Source organism: Pirellulaceae bacterium (genome assembly GCA_029243025.1).
Classification (GTDB): Bacteria; Planctomycetota; Planctomycetia; order Pirellulales; family Pirellulaceae.
On sequence record JAQWSU010000045.1, the window covers coordinates 964,331 to 985,951 of the forward strand.

Below are 21,621 nucleotides of genomic sequence, written 5' to 3' on the forward strand. Positions count from 1 at the left end.
AACGATCGTGACGCGATGCCGTTCATGTCCACCCTGATCAAAAGCCCCGATGGCAAGCAGAAAGCGATAATGAGCAACGACAACGAACGTTTTTCCGAATTAGCAGAATGGCTCCAGAGGCAAGGCCACTCGCTTCCTGAGATCGATAAGATCTTGAAAAAGGTTCAAGAATATGATCAGCGAGTCAATCTCGATTCGGTCATGGACTCGATTGACCGTGGCGATTTCAACATCTCCAAAATAATCCAGGAAGCACTCGCCGAAGCCGAGTAGCCAAAGCCGAGTAGCCAAAGCCGAGTGGCTCAAGCCGAGACGCAACGGGTTACGGATCCGCACTCAGTCGATTTGTGCGTCGATTTGTGCGCTGTCACTCGAAATATCGCTGGAGCTTGACTGCGAAGTAACAGCCAGTCACTCAATGACAACGTAGCGATCAACTGAACCAGCCTCGCCAATAAAAAAACAGCAGCATGACTCCGGCGATCAATCCCATGTTCGCGAGGGTTATTTGATACGCAAATGGTGCTGTCAAAACCGGCATCTGGTGAAAATTCATACCGTAGATGCCGGCGATGAGTGAGAGAGGCAAAAAGATAGCCGAGAACACGGTCAGTATCTTCATGCGACTGTTGGTTTTTTCTTGGAGCATCAACGTACGAAATTGCTGAACGTATTCCAATCGTCTTTCCAGTCGATTCATCATGCGCAACACATGATCGATACTCTTGATGAGATCCCGATAGCGTTCACGAACGCCCTTATTTTGCAACGCCGGAACGTCAGCTTGGCTGAGAAAACTCAGACAATACATCTGGTCGTCAAAGATCGACATGTAACGAAACAGTTGCCGTTTCAGTGGCAAGATTTCCGCTGCCTCAACACTTTTCATTGGATCATCGACATCTGCGACCAGTTCATCGATGCGCTCACGCAATTTGAGCGAACTTTCGACATTATCTTTCATGACGGCTTCGAGGATCACATAGAGCAACACGACGCGATCAGAGGAGATGAGGCTTATTTGTCGTCCCAGCACATCATCCAAGAGCGTCGCGTGTTGACCGCGAATGGTCACCACGCGGCGGGGATCATAGACAAAGGACATGTAGGTTTCAAAATCGTCTTCGGCCTCGGCTACAATTGGCAACTCAAAGAATATACAGTTCCGCACATGTAGAAATCGCGAGTAACTATGTTTGTGCAAACATTCATCGACGATGCGATCATCTATTTCCAGCGATGTCAGGAGTTTACGGACCTCGGAAGCCTTATCATCTTCAAGATCCAACCAATCAAAATCAGACGAATCGCATTCATCATCGAGTCCGCCTGGATTTTGAATCAGTGCACCATCATCACCGATACGAAAACAACGAAGCGACATAACGGCTACTTTTCCCAAAAAAGTCCACTGACAATAACAAACATCGACGATGATGCTGATGAGTCACGGCGCAAGGCATCGAACGGGGCCTTTATTTTACCACTTCCGATCTCTCGTACCACTGGCTTTCCCGTCGACTGTTGAGGCAGGGTGCGGCCCCAAAAAACATCGCCACGGCTCAGTCGACTGACAATGCGAAGTAGCCCTTCCATTGCATTTCCCGTGCAATCGCATTTTGCCTGCAATCAGGGTAAAGTGGTAAATCAAAGCGTGTCACACCAGTTTGTTCAAGTCGAGTAGACTTTTTCACGTGAAGGCGCATTGCTTTTCGATTCACCGCGTAACAAGGGCGCGCACGCCCTCTGGGTAGAGGTCCGATACCACTCGATCCAACGCGCGAGGGTGTGAAGCAACACAAGCAATCGCGAGGGATTATTGCGCCGTAACGGCCGCTTTGCCACCTGAAAGGCACGGCACCTTGCTCAAAAAACGAAACGTCGTCGTTGCAACCTTATCCAGGAGATTCATGGATGACAGACGGAACTGGCAAAAAAGCGCATCATCTGACAATTTACATCGTGATTGCAATTGTCAGCGCCATCGTGATCGCAATTTTTGCACCCCAATTCGCATCCAAACTGAAACTTGGTGGTGAAGTCTTTTTGCGACTACTTCAGATGGTTGTGGTACCACTTGTCATGGCGAGCGTGATGAGTGGGATCTTGGGTTTAGGAGATGTCAGAAAGCTGGGGCGTCCTGGCGGTGTGGCAATTCTTTACTATCTGACTACCACGGTTTTAGCCGTCTTAACAGGACTGGTGGTGGTCAATGTGATTAACCCTGGTACTGGAATCAAGCGAGAGCTTGTTGAGGACGCACGCCGCGACGGCGCGGAAGCCGTCGAGGCCGCGAAAAATGCAATGCGTCCGGATCGAAGGCAAGTCACCTGGTCGCGACAATTCGGCAAAGACCAACTGATACTCGATCAAAAATCCGCTACCGGCAATAGCAATGAACTGTCGATCCCAAGTGACGAACATCTCGTGGTCGCAGTCACGATCGAACAAGTTGGGACAGCAAGCGAGCCGGCCGAAGTCCAGGTCATGTGGCGTCCGAAAGGTGACAGTGCATTCAAACCGATCATGTGGCAAGAGGGCGAGCAGTCACAAGACCACTTCGTTGCCGGTAAGCAGGCCGACCTCTACCTTAAAGCGATTCCTATCCCGGATACGGCTCGGCATATCAAACTTGTCTATCAGGCTCAGCAAGGTGGTGCCTCGAGCACCATTAGTGCCGAACTAATGCACGGTCCGCCTAACTTGAGTGACATCTTCTCAAATCTCGTACTGATGTTGTTCACGAACAATCTCTTGGAATCGATGGTAGAAATCAACCTGCTACCATTAATCATCTTCAGCATCGTCTTTGCTAGCATGCTCACCACCATGGGCAAACGATCGGAAGGAATCGCCAACCTGGTCGTCAGCATCAATGATGCATTGATGAGTTTCATCCTGCTGCTAATGAAGCTGGCCCCCATCGGGATTTTCTGCCTGGTCGCAGCCAGATTTGGCAAAGCTCAACTCGAGGGTCAGTTCATCGCCCTCTTGCAGATCCAGTTCAAATATATGTTGACCGTACTCAGCGGACTTGCGATCCATGGACTGGTCACCTTACCAGCCATCCTGTACCTGGTAACGCGTCGCAACCCCTATCGTTTCATCGCGCAAATGTCGCAAGCCATCTTAACGGCATTTTCCACAGCCAGTTCGACCGCTACCCTACCGGTAACGATGGAGTGTGCGGAAACGCGAGCTGGTGTCTCACGAAAGTCAACCGAGTTTGTGCTTCCATTAGGTGCCACGATCAACATGGACGGCACAGCACTTTATGAAGCAGCTGCTGCTATTTTCATCGCGCAAGCTTTTGCGATCGTCAATCCCGATTACCAACTCACGCTGGTGCAGCAGGCCACGATTGCCATCACCGCTACTTTGGCAGCAATTGGTGCTGCGGGCATTCCTGAAGCGGGACTGGTAACGATGCTGATCGTCCTCAATGCGGTCAACTTGCCGCTCGAATTGATCGGACTAATCCTCCCGGTCGATTGGCTTCTCGATCGCTTCCGCACGGCCGTAAATGCTTTTGGCGACTCCGTCGGAGCGGCGGTTGTCGACCGGAGTTTCGACAAGGACAATACAGGGTGAAACACTTACCCTTTCGATAAATCGAGGACTACGATGAAAAGCTGGACTGCTTTCGCCTTGGCGATCACGTTGACGGCCTGCACCACAACCTTTGGCAGTACGTTTCTATACGTCTCACTGAAGGGCGAAGAAGCCATTACGATTTATCGATTCGATGAACCTTCAGGAAAACTAACTCAGACAGGTAAAATTGCAATTGCTGGCGAACCTGGCGCCATGACGACGAATCCGAATCGCAGCCGACTGTATACAGCGATCCGCTCCCGGGGCGAGTTGGCAAGTTTTGCCATCAACGCCAAGACGGGTCAGCTAACCCCCATCAACACAGTCACTGCCGCTGCCGATCCGGCGCATTTAACCACCGACCAGAGTGGCTCCTTTTTGTTATCCGCCTACTATGTGGCAGGCAAAGTAGCAGTCCATCCAATCCAATCAAACGGAGCGATCGCCGCCGAGGGTACCTGGTACGTCACGGATGACAAAGCTCATGCCGTCGCGATTGACGACCAGAATCGCTGGACTTTCGTGCCGCACACGGGCCCCAATGCGATCTTTCAATTCGAATTCGATCCCACCAGCGGACGACTGAAGCCCAATACTCCAAACAAATTGACCAGCGCTGCAAATACAGGTCCGCGGCATTTTTCCTTCCATCCGACTCAAGACTACGCTTACAGTGATAATGAGCAGGGTAGTAGCGTAACGGCCTTCCATTTCGATCGCATCACCGGGCAACTGAAACCCATCGAAACGCTCTCAACGATTCCTCAGACCTTCCATCAACCGAATACTTGTGCGCGGATGGAAGTGACGCCGAACGGCCGTTTTCTGTATGCGGCGAATCGAGGTCACGACAGCATCGCCGGATTTCGCATCGATGACAAAGACGGTTCGCTCACGCGCATCGGCATCATCCCAACAGAAAAAACACCACGCTCCTTGAATGTCGACCCAACAGGTAATTTCTTAGTCGCTGCTGGGCAAGATTCTGATCGATTAGCCGTCTACCGTATCGAAGCAACCGGTACCCTCACTCGAATTGACACCGTTTCTGTCGGCAAAACTCCATGGTGGGTCATGTTCGTGCGACCTTAAATTGTGATCGCACCTCATCGCAGTCACTGCCATATTGGAGGATGATGTCACTACAAATAGGGAGTGAACAGACGGGCGATGCCATCTCGGAGCTTTACCGGCAACGATCTTGCATTCACATCGGCCAGAGTCAGCCTTTTCGCCCGGGCGATCTTTCCATCAATCAGTTGCGTGATCTGTTCACACAATTCCGTACTGTAGGTCTCGACGTTAAATTCGAAATTAAGTCGCAGACTCCGAGCGTCCCAATTGGTCGATCCGAACAGCATGTACGCGTCGTCAACTAAGAGTACCTTGGAGTGGTCAAAGGGAAGGGGTGACAAATGGACGCGGCATCCACGATCAAGTACTTGCCAGAGGGTGGCCATACAGGCCCACTGAATCAGTCGTAAATTGTTGACTTGTGGCACGACAATATCCACTTGAACACCCCGTAAGGCCGCAATGCCCAGCGCATTCACAATACTTCTGTCCGGCAGAAAATAGGGTGTGACGACAATCAGCCGTCTCTGTGCCACACCAATCGCCCCCAAGATCGTCAACAACAGTTTTTCGAAATCTTCGTCGGGACCGTCCGGAACACCTCGAGCCCACATCTCGCCGACCAGCCGCGGTCGGGTTACCCAGGCTTCTCCATTCAGAATTTCTTGAGCGACGAAGGCCCAGTCACCCGCAAACACTTCTTGAAGTTGGGTGACCACGGGCCCCTCGAGTCGGAAGTGAATATCTTGTACGGGATATTTTGGATCCCAATCCAGCCGACAGGACTCGCGAATATTCATTCCTCCGGTAAAGCCAATTTCCCCGTCAACGATCATCAGCTTGCGATGATTTCTAAGATTGGCATATTGCACCGAGCGAGGCCCGCGCCTCGGAAGAAAAGTACGACAGGGAATTCCAAGCCGCTGAAACTCACCAACAATCGACGGTCTTGAATATCGCGCCCCGACATCATCGATCAAGACTCGGATTTCAACCTTTCGTTGTTGTGCCTGCTTAAGTGCTTGGACAAATTCAACACCAGCACGGTCAAAGTCAAAGATGTAACTTTGCAACGCAATCGACTGTTTTGCATTGTGGATCGCCTCCAACATGGCAGTATAAGCCTGTTCGCCATTGATCAGTGGCTGGATTCGATTGCCTGGCAAGAGCGGATTCCCAGTCAGGCTGGTAACGAGATCCACCATTTGAGCAAAGCAAGGATAACGTACCCTCGCCTGCTCGAATTGCTGCAACACTTGTTCGGGCACGTCAACGCGGATCTCCCGAAACGAAGCTGCCAGTTGTTGCTGAAGCGCACTCCCACGTCGACGAATACGGTTAATACCAAAACAGAAGTAGAGCATCGCACCAAAGAGCGGCGCTCCCAGCCAGAACAATCCAAGCCAACCGATGACAGATCGTATCTCTCGCTTATAGAGAATTGCGTGCGCCGACGCTCCAACCGCGACCACAAAACAAACGGGCCACAACCAGATCGGCATGTACCATAAGACGAGAAACACAGCCAAGACTTGCGATGATTAAAGGGCTTTACGGATACGGTGAAAACTTTCTTTGATTTCATCCGCGACCAGACCAAGAGAAGTCAACAAGCCATGGGCTGACTCACCCATCGCATCGGTTAAGGGCTGAAAATCATCAGACAGCTTGTCCAGCTTCTGCCGTACTTGTTCCCATTCTCCCTTGGCCTCCACCGAGGCCAGGTGAATTTGCAGCGCCAGTTCATCGCGCTGCTGTTTGAGACTACTGATTGACTCGGCCAGTACTTTCTTGTTTTCGGCCATCATTTCGACTCCTTTTCCCCTGGATTTCGCCGTTAGCTTCGCAGTCCACTGACCCGCGATGGTTTATCACGGCACCTCGTTATTTTAACGAATTCACCGTCAAACGACCATCGAACTTCGCAACTCAAGCAACCCATAAAAGCCGGTTGAGCCAGACCATCAATGACGGATGCCAGCGGGTGGCGTCTGCGTTTTGACTCTGATCAGGATCTGAACGTGTCCACCGAGCCCTAGCAGCAACTATCAAAATCGCCTAACCGGACCGAGTGGTAAGACAAAAACCCGTCGTTGTTCAGCTTGATTGATGGACTCGCTTGTTACTAATTCTTTTCTAAGTTCTGAGAACAGAGCTGGTTACAGACTTTGGCATCGGCGACAATCACGATCCGATCACCCAAGAGTCTAAAACGTCCTTACAGCCACCTCGCCTTTGCGACGTCATTTTCTTATCGGGAAAAGGCTGATTTCGAACGTGGTTCCAATCAGCCATAATAGAATTAGGACAGATTAGAATGATCAATCGGCAACCGCTTGCCAAGCAATCGATACGAGTCGGATCAATTAATGGGCGGTGGCATCGATTACAGCACCATTTAGATTTCAAAATGCGACCAACAATCGACGCAACCTTCAGATAGGGGTCGACAAACGTCGCGGGTACAACGAGAGCCACCTTAAGCCGGAGTAGATAAGGACATGTCAACAAGGGAAGCGAATACAACACCCCAACTTGCCGCTGATCACGTATCTGCAATTGACGAGTTGCGGGATGTGAATCAACAGCTACAGGAGGAACTAAGTCGTATTATCGTCGGTCAAAAGCAAGTCATCGAACAATTGGCGATTTGTCTTTTTTCCCGCGGACACGCCCTGCTGATGGGTGTACCCGGACTCGCCAAGACACTCCTCGTCAGCCGACTCGCCGAGACAATGGAACTGGAATTCAGCCGCATCCAGTTCACTCCCGATTTGATGCCGATGGATATCACCGGCACCGATATTTTACAAGAAGCACAAGGTGGAAAACGCGAATTCGAATTCGTGAAGGGGCCGCTGTTCGCCAACATCGTTCTCGCTGACGAAATCAACCGCGCGCCTTCAAAAACGCAAGCTGCCATGCTCGAGGCCATGCAAGAACAAAAAGTCACCGTGGTCGGTCGAACTTATCATCTATCCCCACCCTTTTTCGTCTTGGCAACTCAAAACCCAATTGAACAAGAAGGAACCTACCCACTGCCGGAAGCCCAACTTGATCGCTTCATGTTTTTGATCGAAGTCGACTATCCGGAGCGTCAGGAAGAAATCGAAATCGCCCGCACGACCACGGGCGCCGAATTGCCCGAACTGACCACTATTATTAAACGCGACAAGGTACTCGAATATCAAGAATTGATTCGACGAGTTCCGGTACCGGAACACATCTACGAATTTGCCGTTGACCTGGCCCGAAGCACCCGGCCCAAAAGCCCGGAATCGCCCGAGTGGATCAAGCCGCTGGTCGGCTGGGGTGCCGGCCCCAGGGCCGTGCAATATTTGATCCTGGGAGCCAAGGCCCGTGCCGCCTTAAGCGGCAGTTACATGGTTCGCATGGAAGACGTCGTCGAAGTTGCCGAACCAGTCCTCATGCATCGCGTCATTACAACCTTCGCCGCAGAATCAGAAGGCATTTCAAGTCGTGAAGTGGTGCGACGCCTGGTAGCCGACCTTCAAGACGATGCATAGTCCGACCGTCGTCCTGGAGCCTCCTCTCATCCAGCGGCAATAACCTGAACTGACAAAGAAGCAACCATGGCAGTGCAAATGCAACGTGATTTTCTTGAGCCTCATGTCCTGGGGCGACTCGGTGCGCTCCCCCTTCACGCGAGATTCCCAATGCTCGGAAATGTGGCGGGCCGCCATCGCAGTCCAATCCGAGGTTCCAGCATCGAATTCGCTGCCTATCGAAAATACGTTCCCGGTGACGACACACGGCGACTTGATTGGCGGGCCTTTGCTCGCAGCGATCGTTTCTATATCAAAGAATTTGAAGCCGACACGAATCTACGCCTGTGTCTTGTTGTCGACACGAGTGGATCGATGGCTTTTGGCAATGAGCAAACCAATAAACTCGATTATGCTCGACGAGTCGCCGGAACTCTCGCCTATCTGGCCTCACAACAGGGGGATGCCGTTGGGCTCTATTGTGCGGGCACACAATTCATTAAAGAAATCCCCCCCAAACGTAATGCAGCTCATCTCAAACACGTCCTCGATGAATTGGCTCTGGCCAAAGCAGATGGCGAAACAGGTTTGGCAGAGGCGTTGCACGAAGCGGCAGAACGAGTCCCGCAACGAGCCTTGATCGTAATCCTTTCAGACCTCTTCGTCCCCCCAGAAACCCTCAAGGACTGCTTTCAACATCTTCGCTTTCGAAAGCATGACGTGGCTGTCTTTCACTTACTCGAACAAAACGAACTCGATTTTGAGTTTGATCGACCAACACGCTTTCTCGACTTGGAGGGTGGCGCTCCAATTCTGGCCGATCCTAATTTGATCGCCAACCAATACCGTCGTGCCATGGCAAAATACATGGAAGATATTCGTCTCGTCATGCGAGATGCTGTTGTGGATTACAACCACGTCCGCATCGACGATCCATATGATGACGTGCTCGCCCGCTTCCTACTTTCGAGACTCCCCAAAGGAGCCAAATAACCTGTTTCGATTCCGATTAAAAATGCGCAGCTCACGCAGCCCGATCCACATACCAGTTATTCAGTAGTTCTGACCGAGCCCCCTACGCCCACTGCAGAGAGTGAACGAATCCAACCGTGACGTTTCTTCAGCCATTTCTGCTCATCGCGCTGCCGCTGATCAGTTTGCCGATCATTATCCATCTGATCAATCGGCAACGACACCGGACGATCCCCTGGGCAGCCATGATGTTTCTGCTCGATGCCAAACGGATGTCTCGCGGCATGGCAAGGTTACGTTACTGGCTCATCATGGCCATGCGGATGCTGGCGATTGCCGGTTTGATTTTCGCCGTCAGTCGTCCACTAGCCAGCGGCTGGCTCGGTTCGGCCATCGGCGGAGGCGCCGACACCACCATCGTAATTCTTGATCGGTCAGCTAGCAACGAACAACAAGAGCTGCAAACATCACAATCCAAACGCAGCTCGGCACTCGACAAACTGACCGATCTGTTTGAAACGGTCGGTTTCAAGGGCCAGCTCGTGTTGATCGAGAACACGGAAAACAAAGCAATTCCCATCGAGCTTGCCGCACGATTGAAACAGATGCCGGAAACTCAGGCCACCGCAACTTCATCCGACATTCCCGCCATGCTACAAACGGCATTGGACTATTGCGTCGCCAATCAAACGGGTCGCACCGACATTTGGATTTGTTCGGACCTGAGGTCCCACGACTGGATACCTGACGACGGCCGCTGGACAGCCTTACGAAACGAATTCGAACGACTTGATGGTGTCCGCTTTTATCTCCTTTCCTACCCAGAACCGGCCGATGACAACCTGTCAATTTCTGTCCACAATGCACGGATTCGAAAAGCGGCTGGCACTGCCGAGTTAACCGTCGATGTCAGCATCCGACGCGATGGCACCTCCAATTCAATCGAACAGATTCCCATCGAATTCATTATCAACGGCGCCCGCTCAGTATTGAACATCGACTTAACAGAAAACGAATTCTCACTTCGGGGACACACGATCGAACTGGATCCATCCACGACTTCTGGCTGGGGTCGTGTTGAGTTGCCCCCTGACTCGAATCCACAGGACAACGTATTCTGCTTTGTATTTGCTACCCCCCCCATCCAGCGTGCCGTCATTGTGGCGGACGACGAGCAGTCGGCCGCAGCGTTGCGCACCGCTCTCTCGGCGCCTATTGATCCGAGCATCACCGATGAGTCGATTGTCCTGACGCCAGATCACATCGACGAACTAGACTGGACGACAACCTCATTAATCGTTTGGCAGTCACCATTACCTGACGCACGCGTGGCCGAGCAACTGGAAGCGTTTGCAAAGTCGGGCCGACCCGTCATATTCTTCCCGCCCACCCGTTCAACTGCAGGAAGTGCCTTTGGTATGCAGTGGGGCAATTGGAAGGTGGGAACTGAGAATCAAGCGATACCCATTACCTCCTGGCGAAGTGACAGTGGATTGCTGCGACAAACTCAGAACGGACAGCCGTTACCTGTTGGAAACCTTAAAGTGTTTCGACATTTGGAGCTAACGGGCGAAGCCAATCACTTAGCTCAATTAGACGGCGGATCTCTGCTGCTGGGGCAAGCCACTCAAACGGATGGTCCGGTCTTTTTTTGCACCACTTTACCACGCGCCAGTCACTCAACACTGGCGCAAGACGGCGTCGTTTTTTATGTCATGTTGCAACGCGCCCTCTCGATCGGATCAGCAACGCAAAGTACCGCGCGACAGGTCACCGCCGGCAGTGAAGCTGCTCGACAAATCAACAATTGGAATCCACTTTACTCAACCCGCGAAGATATGATTTCGTCCCTGCGTTGGACGCAAACAGGAGTCATGCAGCAAGACGACGAACTCGTTGCACTCAATCGCCCGACTGCAGAAGATGCACTCACAATACTCGATCAACAACAAATTAATGATCTGTTCGGTGCACTCGAATTTCGTCAGATCCAAGAAGAGCTGAGCAACCGCAGTGCTTTGGCAAGTGAGATCTGGCGAGCCTTTTTGATCACCATGGCTTTGGCATTGATCCTGGAAGCCTTGTTGTGCATCCCCGAACACAGATCCTCGTCCAGTACCGATCGCTCGACTCGCCTAGCCCAAACCCGAACAACGCCAGAACCCGTCACCGATCGCTAACCCTCTTTCCACCGATTGGGAGTTTCAAGGAATGAAAACGTAGAAAATGATCCTGGCTTCACTCACATTCCAATGGTCAGTGACGAGCGTTGCTCTAGGAGTCACACTTGCCAGCATTACCGCTGCGCTTTGCCTATTCTCCTGGCGCCGCAGCGGCTATTCCCGCGGAACAGGATTACTCGAGTTTATTCGATTCTCAATTGTGGCCCTGGTCGCCATCACCTTGAATCAACCCGAATGGCTGGAATCTTTTCAACCCAACGAACAACCGACCCTGCTGGTTTTGTACGATGCTTCCAACAGCATGCAAACTCAAGATGCGTTGCCTACCGGATCGGTTGGCCAGCCACCGCAAACTCGAGCAGATGCTATCCGACCACTCCGCCAACCCGAATTATGGAAACCGTTAAGCGATCAATTGAATGTTGTGATCGAACCGTTTTCTTCCGCACTGGCGACACCGAACGATGCCACCGACCTTCATGCGGCTCTGACAGGAGCAATTAGCAAGCACCCAAATCTCCGCGGACTTGTCGTTCTCTCCGATGGTGACTGGAATCTGGGTGATCCGCCCGTCCAAGCTGCCAGTCAACTTCGCCTCAAGAAAATCCCCGCTTTTGTGATCGGTGCCGGCAGTGAATCTCGATTACCCGACATTGAGTTAACTCGGTTCGATCCGCCTACCTTTGCTGTCATCTCCAAACCACTGCGGATTCCGTTTGTGATTCGAAGTGCACTTCCGCAAGACTACGATGTGACCGTTTCGCTGAAAACCTCGCAGGGTGAAAACGTCACCAAACAAGTGCGTGTTCCCGCCATGGACCAACTGGAAGATGCGATCTTGTGGAAACCCAATCAGATCGGCAATGTCGAGCTCACCTTATCCGTCCCGCAACATGAGAATGAATTGGTCATTGAAAACAATCAACGCACGGTGCCCATCGCAATCCGCAAAGAGACCCTGAAAGTGCTGCTCGTCGAATCAACACCTCGCTGGGAATATCGTTACTTACGCAACGCATTGGAACGTGATCCGGGTGTCGATGTCTCCTGTTTGCTGTTACATCCAGGCCTTAGCAAAGTCGGCGGTGGCAAGGGATATCTATCCGCGTTTCCAGGCACGTTGGAAGAGTTGTCCCAGTACGATGTTGTCTGCCTGGGTGATGTGGGTGTCGGAAACGGTGAATTGACCACCGAACAATGCCGAATGATCAAAGGTCTTGTGCAAAGTCAAGCCAGTGGTTTGATCCTGATTCCTGGCATTCGCGGAGCGCAGTTTTCACTGCTCGACACCGAACTGGCGGAACTTTACCCCGTAGCTCTCGATTACTCCCAACCCAAAGGTTGGGGCTCTCGTGTTCCCTCTCAATTCGAATTAACCGAATCGGGGCGCCGAAGTCTACTCACCAAGCTTGAGGATTCCGAAGATGAAAACGCACGAGTCTGGGCATCGCTGCCAGGATTTCAATGGCACGCACCCGCACTTCGGGCGAAAGCCGGTACCGAAGTACTCGCGGCCCACAAAACTGAATCGAATCGCTATGGTCGAATTCCGTTAATCGTCACTCGTACATATGGAACCGGCAAAGTTTTGTTCATGGGCACCGACGGAGCCTGGCGCTGGCGAGAAGGTGTCGAAGACAAGTACCACTACCGATTCTGGGGACAGGTTGCTCGTTGGATGGCCTACCAACGGAATATCGCTCGCGGCGAAAACATGCGACTCTTCTTTTCGCCGGATCGGCCAGAAGCCAACGAGGTTGTTACTCTCAACGCAAATGTCATGGGCGCGAACGGAGCCCCGTTGCAACAAGGAAAGGTGACGCTGCAAATCATCGGGCCCAACGGCCAAACCGAAACCGTTCGACTGACAGCCAATGATGACGAATGGGGGTTGTTTACTGGCGCTTTTACCCCAACCGAACCGGGCGACTATCAACTGCAGCTGAGCTGTCGTGAAAATAATTCGACGCTGAACGCCAGCTTAGCCGTTCAGGGTGTACAGCGAGAACAACTTGGACAACCCGCTCGCTTTGACGTGCTGGCTGAAATTGCCCAGGTCACCCAGGGTCGGTTAGTAGAGAGTGACGAAGTCGAAACACTTTTCGCCGAAATCGCCACGATCCCGCCACCAGAGGCCGAAATCCGGCGTCTGAGAATCTGGTGCCACCCGCTGTGGGGAGCTTTTCTCGTTTTGCTTTTGGGTATTTTTTGGACAGGGCGTAAAATGATCGGTGCTGTCTAAACGCATTGCCAGGTTTTTTTGCTTGCTACGTAGTGACGGTTCACCGACCGAGGACAAATCATGCAGATGCAAAACCCACATCACAATCTTGAAATCCCAACCGGGATGCGCGACAAGCTAGAAGATTTTCGGCGCCGCGTCTGGATCGTGAAATTGGCTGAGGGTGCTTTCGCAGCCGTGTTCGGCCTGCTGATTTCTTACCTCCTGGTGTTCAGCCTGGATCGCTTCTGGGACACCCCAACCTGGCTGCGATTTGCCATCTTGATGACGGGCACCACCGGCTTGGCCATTTGGTTTCCGATCAAATGGCACCGTTGGGTTTGGCAAACGCGGCGACTCGAACAAGTGGCACGGATTCTGCGACACCGTTACCCAAGGTTGGGTGATCAGATGTTGGGAATTGTTGAGTTGGCAAAGAGCGAAGTCGAACAAGAACGATCGGAGGCTCTCTGTCAAGCAGCCATGCAACAAGTCGATCAGGAAACCGCCAAGCGAGATTTTTCAGGCGCCGTACCAGACCCGCGCCACCGCCATTGGGCTGGGGCCGTTGCTGTTCCATTTGGAATCGTCTTGCTGGCGATGATTCTTGTCCCCTCAGCCGGCATCAATGCCTTGACGCGCTGGCTGATGCCATGGTCAGCGACCGAACGTTACACGTTCGCACAACTTGATCAATTGCCGGACCAACTCGTGGTTCCTTTGGCCGAGCCATTTTCATTGCAAGCCTCTCTTTCGGAGCATACCGCCTGGTCACCTCAAGCGGGATCGGCCCGTTACGGCCAGCAACCTGCGGTACGAGCTGAGTTGATCGAAGGCGAATACGATTTCCAGATCGCTCCGCAAAAACAGTCCGACGTTCTGACGATCGCGATTGGTGACGCGAAAAAACAGGTCAAAGTCGCACCCATGACGCGCCCGGAACTGACAAGTCTGACTGCGTGGGTCACCTTGCCCGACTATCTTCAGTATTCCAACCAGCTCGAAAAAGATGTACGCAGTGGGACGCTTTCCGTGGTCAAAGGTAGCAAGACGAATCTGTCGGGTACCGCCACGCGCGAACTTGAATCTGCCACGCTTAATGGCGCAGCGCAAACCGTCAGCGGCACGCAGTTAAACTCGTCACCAGTCACAATCGAAGCTTCGACTCAACACCAACTGACTTGGCGAGATAAGTTAGGCCTTCAAGCCAAGCAACCTTTCGACCTTTCCTTTGTCGCTCAGGATGATGAGCCACCGTCGGTCGCTTGTGGGGATCTTCCCAGACAAAAGGTAATGTTAGAACACGAAGTCCTCGCCTTCGAGATCGAGGCAGCGGATGACTTTGGCGTCAAATCAATAGGCTTAGAATGGTCGGGGATCGAAGATCCTCTCCGAAACCCACAACCCTCCAGCGGTGAAAAACTGTTGTCGGCTGGTCGCCCCGAATCACGCAGCATGCTGGCAAGCGGCACTTTTTCCGCCAAACGATTGGGTATTAAGCCTCAATCGTTGAGACTAAGACTCTATGCCACCGACTATTTACCAGATCGCGAGCGTTCCTATTCGCCTACTTACATCGTGCATGTGCTTACAGACCAAGAGCATGCGATTTGGATTACCAATCAACTGCGACAATGGTTTAGCCAAGCACAGGATGTTTACGAACGCGAGCAGCAACTCTTTGAAACCAATCAAGCGATTCGAAATCTATCGCCCGAAGAAATCGACCGGCCTGAAGTTCGACGGCAAATTGAAAGCCAGGCAGCAGCTGAAAAAAGCAATGCACGTCAACTGGGCGCACTCACTTCGTCGGGACAACAGCTGATCGCCGAAGCGATAAAGAACGACCAATTCAATATTCAAACGCTCGAAAACTGGGCCGGTATGCTGAACGCGTTAGAAGAAATCGCGGGTCAACGTATGCCTTCGGTTGCCGATCTACTTCAGCAAGCCGCTTCGGCACCTGGCAGCCCACAAGCAGGTCAACCTGGCTCCCCGACCGACCCCCAGCCGTCTGAATCGTCAAAGAGCGGCCCCCAGGTAGGTACAAATCGTGACAACCGTTCTCAAACAGGTGGAAAACCTCAAGCCAATCCCAATTCGCAACCCGTGCCCACGATCAGTGACGTCGAATCGGGTTCCAACGAGCTACACAAGGATAAAGAGAAATCTGAAAAAGCTCAACAAGCCAGCCAACCTCGTCTTACCCTGCCCGGCACCGTCGTCCAAGGCGGTGGCACGAAGCCTCAAAATGCGCCTCCCCCTCCAGCTCAGAAAAAGGTAGACGAAGCGGTCGTCCAACAGGAAAACCTGCTGGCTGAATTTTCCAAAGTTTCCGAGGAGCTTCAACAAATCCTCGCGAACCTTGAAAGCAGCACCTTTGTGAAACGGCTCAAAGCTGCCTCTCGACGCCAGCTTGAAGTGGCTGGTGACCTGAATCAATCGCTGACCAAAAGCTTTGGCTACAACCGACTTGACGTCGACCAAGAGGTTCGCGACGAGGCGGACGCGATCGGTGAGCGTGAAATCGCACAAAGTGAAAACATCTACGTCATCCAGGAAGACCTTGAAGCCTACTTTAATCGGGTCCAACAAGGCAAATACAAGACGGTAATCAATGAGATGCGAGATAGCCACGTGGTCAACGAGCTGGCCAACCTGGCGGACACTGTGCGCATCAATCTCAACGGCCAATCGATTGCTCAGGCCGAATTCTGGGCAGATACTTTAGACCGATGGGCGGAACAGCTCGTCGGCCCTGGCTGACCGAACGGCGGCTCGACACCGGGCAGCAAAGGTGGCAGTTTGCCACCGTCGATTGTGTTGGAATTGATGAAGATCCTGGAACAAGAAATCAGTCTCCGAGATGAGACACGTGCCGAAGAACAAACGCGTGACGCGTTGACTGCAGAAACTTACACAAATCGCGTCTTGCCTCTGGCACAAACCCAGGTGGAGTTAAGCACGCGTTTGTCACAAGTGCTGGCCAGCATCCAAGGTTTACCCGACGGCATCACGCTGTTTGCAAAAGAATTAGCGCTGCTCACGCGAGCCGAAGCAGTGATGAAAGAGGTGACCACCTTGCTCATTCAACCAGAAACTGGAGCACCCACCCTTGCTGCCGAAACCGAGGTGATTGAACTGCTGTTGCAATCCAAACGCGTCAATCCCAAAAGCGGTGGCGGCAGCGGTTCAAAACCGGGACGCGGCAGAAACGGAACCACCGAGCAGTCGGCACTGGCGTTACTCGGTACGGGAGCAGAAAAGAACGCGGCGGCGGTCGAACGCGATGTCAACCAAGCGACGGGTAGCACCGGAACTGAATTGCCAGCCGAGTTCCGCTCCGGCCTGGACGCCTATTTTGGTGCGTTAGAAGAAGGTCAGAGTGACTAATCCACTTTACGATCGCAAGAGGCTCCTCATGAACAATCAGCTGCGACTCTTTATTACTGTACTCCACAGGATCATCGCTGGTAGTCACGATAGCCGCGTGCGATTTCAAATCGTTGACGAACTGGCCATGCCAGTTCCACATCACGATCCGGCCAACTTAGCTTCAGTGAGCAAACAGCCGCGATCAAATCATCATCGCTCACTGCGAATAGGCATCAAGAAACGATCGCCCGCGGTGCTCCTGCCTCAATAACAAATAAACTGCGAATGCCTTAAGAGCACCCCCCCTCGTGACCAGCAAGAATCAAACACGATCGAAAGTCTCGCCCATGGCAACGAATTCTCCATTTGGACGTGAATGCGCCATCGCTTGCTTGCTGGTGATTGCAGTAAGTCCATTCAGCTTGTCGGTATCGCTGGCTCAAGTCCCGACGATTCGGTACGGTGATCGCACATCGCCCGAGGTCAAACTGATCTATGATCGAGGCCTCAATTATCTATCTGAGAAACAACAAACGGACGGTTCCTGGGCGGGCGGACAACGCGGCGGCGGGATCACCGGATTGTGCCTGATGGCATTCCTCGCCTCGGGCGAGGATCCGAACTTTGGTCAGTACTCGTTGAATGTTCGCAAGGCAATCCGCAATCTCCTGCGCAGCCAAAATTCTAACACCGGCTTTATCCCCAATAGCATGTACCACCATGGATTCGCCACATTAGCATTGTCGGAAGCGTATGGCGCGGTGGATGAAAGTCTTTTGTGGGACGACGTGCAAAACGCTGATGGTAAAACGATTGGCACTGCCTTGGAATTAGCCGTACGTTGTGCCGTAACTTCGCAAAAAAACAATCGCCAAGGTGGTTGGCGATATTCTCCTGCGTCGACAGATTCTGACACGTCCGTTTCCGGCGCAGTCCTCATGGGATTGCTTGCGGCACGGAACGCGGGCATCGAGGTTCCGGATGCGTCGATCGATCGAGCGCTACAATATTTTCGCAGCAGCACTTCGGATACTGGTATGGTCGCCTATTCCGGTGGGCTTGGCGGATTTGGTGAATCCATGAATCGATCGGCGATCGCGACTCTAGTCATGGCGGTGGGCAAACGCAAAACCTGGCCCCAATACAAAGCCACAACCGAACACATCGCGACGCGATTGAACCATCAAGAAACGGGGCATCCGTTCTACTTTCGCTACTACATGGCACAAGCCTTATTCCAAGCTGACTTTGAAGCATGGCAGGACTGGAAACGGGAAAATCTAATTGTTCTGCGGGAAACTCAAGCGAAAGACGGCAGCTTCCAGAGCGGTCATGGATTTGCCTATGGAACCGCCATGTCGTTGCTGTCACTGGCGTTGGAATACCGTTTCTTACCTATTTATGAACGTTGACCGGTCGAACGATCACCTCGACGGTTCGACGCTTCGAGTCGTCACGGCAATGAACAATTAGGACTCCGTTTATGAAACTTGCAACTGCGTGGCTTTGTAGCGCTGTGCTCATGAGCTCGTTAACCAGTCACTTGGGGGCCGACCCGATGCCCGCCAAATTGAATTGGAACAACGGAGATCAGCTCGCCGGAAAATTATTGGGCGCAGATCGAACTCACCTCGAATGGGAAGCTCCCGTCTTCACCCAACCATTCCAAATCGATCTCAATCAACTCCGCTCTGTTCAACTTCAAAGTGCTGATCAACTTCTTGACAGCGATGAATCGTTCCGCTTCTTCCTGCAATCCGGAGACGTCATCAACGGTGATCTGATCAAACTTTCCACAAAACAACTTATCATCCAATCTAAGCGTCATGGACAAATAAGTCTCGATCGAAAGCAGGTCCGAAGCTTCCGCAGGCTCAACGATCCCGCCATGATCTTCGAAGGCCCTGCAGGATTGAACGGATGGTCCACGATTAGCCGATCGCGAACCGTAGACGACTGGAAAGTAGAACCTCAAGGTGTGTTATCAACCGAGATTGTCGGGTCCGAACTTTATCGTGACCTTAGCCTACCTGAAATCGCCGAAATCGAAATCACACTCAGCTGGAAACAGAAACCTGGTTTCCTCATCACGTTTGTTGAACCGGGTGCTCGACGAGTCCCTCGTCAAACCGTCAAACTTGAAACCTGGGATGATGAACTAGTCATGCAAGCACTCGCAAGCACGGGTGATTTTGAACAGGTACAAACCTTAGGACAGGATGTCAAGCGCATCCAACTGCGATTGATTTGGGATCAATCATCCGGCGAGCTGACGGCTTTCTCACGCACGGGTGAATTACTTTCCAAGCTCAAGGCAGATCGTCAAGTCGGCAAAAAACTGACTTGCCTTTATATCAAGAATAAAGGCGCACATCTTCGACTCGAAGGTTTGCGCGTCCGCAGCTGGAATGGGACCGCCTTATCGGCTCTCGCCGAAGGACAAAGTCACATCCATCAATTAGATGGAATATTCATTTACGGCACCACTCAAGAGTTGCGGAACAACGAACTCGTCTTTGTTGGCGATCAGGACGAAACACTCATTCCGTTGGAATCGGTTTCCGCCGTGGACTTTGGTGAAAGCGACTCGGACCCGTCGAATCAACAACCGTTCCGTGTCAATTTCACGGATGGCACAGCGATCGGTGGTGAATTGCTGTCGATTGATCAGAATCGCATCACCGTTCAAACCCGCTATAGCGAAACACCTATAACTTCCAGTCGGAATGGCATGTACTCGCTCTCGTGGCGTCAGAACAAACAGGTCGAAGAGATTCCGACCGATATTCTGGAAAATCGTGGTGGCCGACTGCACGGCAAATTAGCCCCCGTCGGTGAGCGGGGTCTGCTGGGGTGGAAACCAACCGGAAGTAGAAATGCGAGCCCGCTAACATCGTCCCATCCGGCTCGCATCATTCGCCAAACAGCAAATTTGGAATCACCGTTGGAACAGGAAAATGACCAAATCTATTTCCGCAACGGCGATGTGATTCCGGGCCGCATCCTGTCAATGAATGAGCAACAGATCGAGTTAGATCCGGCGTTCGCTGCCCCAACGAGCATCTCGCGAAATTACGTTCGGGCAATCGATTTCGGCACGTCCGAGGACCACATCGGCTTACCATTTGACCAATCGGAGTGGGTCATCTCAAACAGCAGCAAAGGAGCGATCAATCGCACGGCTGACCAACTAGTGTTCCATCAATCCACCACCATCATCCACCCGGCCTTGCCAGCCGGAAACAGCGTATCATTCCATGCCACCTGGACAGAAAAAGAACCTGTTAGTTTAACCATCGGCTTACGAACTCAAATTGGAAAACGACCGCCCACACCCTACTGCAAGCTGTACTTCATTGGCGAGCAAGTGCACATCCAGGATCTGAAAAGAGGGCAAAGTTTCGTCTATCGACGTCGACTGCCCGATCGAAACGCTGAAATCGAAATGTCGCTCACTTCCAAGCGTTTCAAACTAGTCATTAATGGTGAGACCACGTTGAATGAAGCCGTTGGCAACGATCGTCCAGAAATACTCGGGCTTATGCTTGCCGTCAAACGAGAGCGGCCCAATGGTCGACCTACCAACAATCTCCTCACAATTTCGATGCTGAAAACGGGCAACGCGTTTCGACCTGCCGGTTCAATCGCCATCGACGACGATCGGAAACAACAGATTTTGACCATACCGAGAAATCGAAAAAATAATCCTCCTACTCACCTGCTTGCGGCGCGAAATGACGATCTTTTACGAGGTCGGCTGGTCAGCATGAATTCCGAACAGGTCAACTTTCGATCTCGCTTGTCGGATCTTTCATTTCCACGTGAACGCGTGGCAATCGTGCTTTGGTTAGATCCGCCCCAGAACCCAGATCAAAACACTGCTCAACCGGCCCCTTCCAACACAAAACTTGATCACCCCATGCAAGCCGTCCTGAACGGTGGAGTAACCTTCAGCTTTTCCGCCGATCGCATGTCGGAGGGACATATCCTTGGCACACACCCATTCCTGGGCCAATGTCGAATCCCGATGAAACAAGTTCGCGAAATCCGGATTGGTCAGCACACGGCTTCGGAGCCAGAAAGTCCCTTTGCCGACTGGGTACTGACCCATGCGCCGGAACCGCGATTCGCGACAACATCCAGTACACGAGACAATCCCGGACAAGGACAAATCTCCGGTGTAGACTCCCCGCTGGTCGGCACAAAGGCAAAAGACTTCCAGGCGAAGCTAATCGACGGCCAGACATTTCGACTCAGCAATCACTCTAAGAAAATCTTGATCCTCGATTTCTGGGCTACTTGGTGCGGACCTTGCCTTCGTGCGATGCCGGAAGTGATGGAGGCAGCTGCCCGATTCCCGAAAGACAAGGTTCTGTTGGTTGGAGTCAATCAACAGGAATCACCCAAGACCGTTCGGGATTTCCTTGCCGCGAAAAAATGGAATTTGTCCGTCGCCTTCGACCCGGAAGGAGCAATCGCCAAGCATTTTGAGGTGGAGGCAATTCCCCGAACAGTCATTATCGGCTCGGATGGTCAAATCAAACGCGTCTACGACGGTGCAAACAATAACCTGCAGCAAGAAATCACTCAGACCTTGATCGAACTTGGAGTTGAATCATCCGCCAAGGACAAGTTTTAAACTGCCAGATTTTAAACTGAGCCTTATCGACCACCCTGTTCCGAATAAGACAAAACA

The 21,621-nt window shown here is 52.2% G+C and carries 14 protein-coding genes; 11 read left to right on the forward strand and 3 right to left on the reverse strand.

Going from position 1 to position 21,621, the window contains the following annotated elements; all coding sequences use genetic code 11:
- Positions 1–24 precede the first annotated feature (24 nt).
- Positions 25–273, forward strand: coding sequence for a hypothetical protein (locus P8N76_22500; GenBank protein ID MDG2384456.1), 249 nt, complete (start codon positions 25–27; stop codon positions 271–273).
- Between the two features lie 160 nt (positions 274–433).
- On the opposite strand, the gene P8N76_22505 is transcribed toward P8N76_22500, so the two are convergent.
- Positions 434–1,384, reverse strand: a complete 951-nt coding sequence (locus P8N76_22505; GenBank protein MDG2384457.1) for a CorA family divalent cation transporter — start codon at positions 1,382–1,384, stop codon at positions 434–436.
- Between the two features lie 530 nt (positions 1,385–1,914).
- On the opposite strand from P8N76_22505, the gene P8N76_22510 reads away from it, so the two are divergent.
- Together P8N76_22510 and P8N76_22515 are read left to right on the forward strand one after the other, a co-directional pair.
- The gene (locus tag P8N76_22510; GenBank protein MDG2384458.1) at positions 1,915–3,591 is read left to right on the forward strand and encodes a dicarboxylate/amino acid:cation symporter; all 1,677 of its coding nucleotides are present in this window, start codon (positions 1,915–1,917) and stop codon (positions 3,589–3,591) included.
- Between the two features lie 33 nt (positions 3,592–3,624).
- On the forward strand, positions 3,625–4,686 hold the full coding sequence (locus P8N76_22515) for a lactonase family protein (GenBank protein MDG2384459.1): 1,062 nt from the start codon (positions 3,625–3,627) through the stop codon (positions 4,684–4,686).
- A gap of 50 nt (positions 4,687–4,736) precedes the next feature.
- Here P8N76_22515 and P8N76_22520 read toward each other — a convergent pair whose 3' ends face one another.
- Positions 4,737–6,191, reverse strand: coding sequence for a phospholipase D-like domain-containing protein (locus P8N76_22520; protein MDG2384460.1), 1,455 nt, complete (start codon positions 6,189–6,191; stop codon positions 4,737–4,739).
- Between the two features lie 18 nt (positions 6,192–6,209).
- Positions 6,210–6,476, reverse strand: a complete 267-nt coding sequence (locus P8N76_22525; protein MDG2384461.1) for a hypothetical protein — start codon at positions 6,474–6,476, stop codon at positions 6,210–6,212.
- Positions 6,477–7,169: 693 nt separating this feature from the next.
- On the opposite strand from P8N76_22525, the gene P8N76_22530 reads away from it, so the two are divergent.
- From P8N76_22530 to P8N76_22565, 8 genes are all read left to right on the forward strand, one after another.
- On the forward strand, positions 7,170–8,195 hold the full coding sequence (locus P8N76_22530) for a MoxR family ATPase (GenBank protein ID MDG2384462.1): 1,026 nt from the start codon (positions 7,170–7,172) through the stop codon (positions 8,193–8,195).
- A gap of 66 nt (positions 8,196–8,261) precedes the next feature.
- Positions 8,262–9,167, forward strand: a complete 906-nt coding sequence (locus P8N76_22535) for a DUF58 domain-containing protein (GenBank protein ID MDG2384463.1) — start codon at positions 8,262–8,264, stop codon at positions 9,165–9,167.
- Between the two features lie 116 nt (positions 9,168–9,283).
- On the forward strand, positions 9,284–11,326 hold the full coding sequence (locus P8N76_22540) for a BatA domain-containing protein (GenBank protein ID MDG2384464.1): 2,043 nt from the start codon (positions 9,284–9,286) through the stop codon (positions 11,324–11,326).
- Between the two features lie 46 nt (positions 11,327–11,372).
- Positions 11,373–13,571 (forward strand): hypothetical protein, encoded by a 2,199-nt coding sequence (locus P8N76_22545; protein ID MDG2384465.1) that lies wholly within the window; start codon positions 11,373–11,375, stop codon positions 13,569–13,571.
- A gap of 60 nt (positions 13,572–13,631) precedes the next feature.
- A complete protein-coding gene (locus P8N76_22550) occupies positions 13,632–16,316 on the forward strand; it encodes a hypothetical protein (protein ID MDG2384466.1) in 2,685 nt (894 codons plus the stop codon).
- A gap of 66 nt (positions 16,317–16,382) precedes the next feature.
- Positions 16,383–16,943 carry a hypothetical protein gene (locus P8N76_22555; protein ID MDG2384467.1) on the forward strand — a complete coding sequence of 187 codons (561 nt, stop codon included), beginning with the start codon at positions 16,383–16,385 and terminating at the stop codon, positions 16,941–16,943.
- Positions 16,944–17,272: 329 nt separating this feature from the next.
- The gene (locus P8N76_22560; GenBank protein MDG2384468.1) at positions 17,273–18,337 is read left to right on the forward strand and encodes a squalene--hopene cyclase; all 1,065 of its coding nucleotides are present in this window, start codon (positions 17,273–17,275) and stop codon (positions 18,335–18,337) included.
- A 71-nt stretch (positions 18,338–18,408) separates the two neighbouring features.
- On the forward strand, positions 18,409–21,564 hold the full coding sequence (locus P8N76_22565) for a TlpA disulfide reductase family protein (GenBank protein MDG2384469.1): 3,156 nt from the start codon (positions 18,409–18,411) through the stop codon (positions 21,562–21,564).
- The last annotated feature ends 57 nt before the right edge of the window (positions 21,565–21,621 follow it).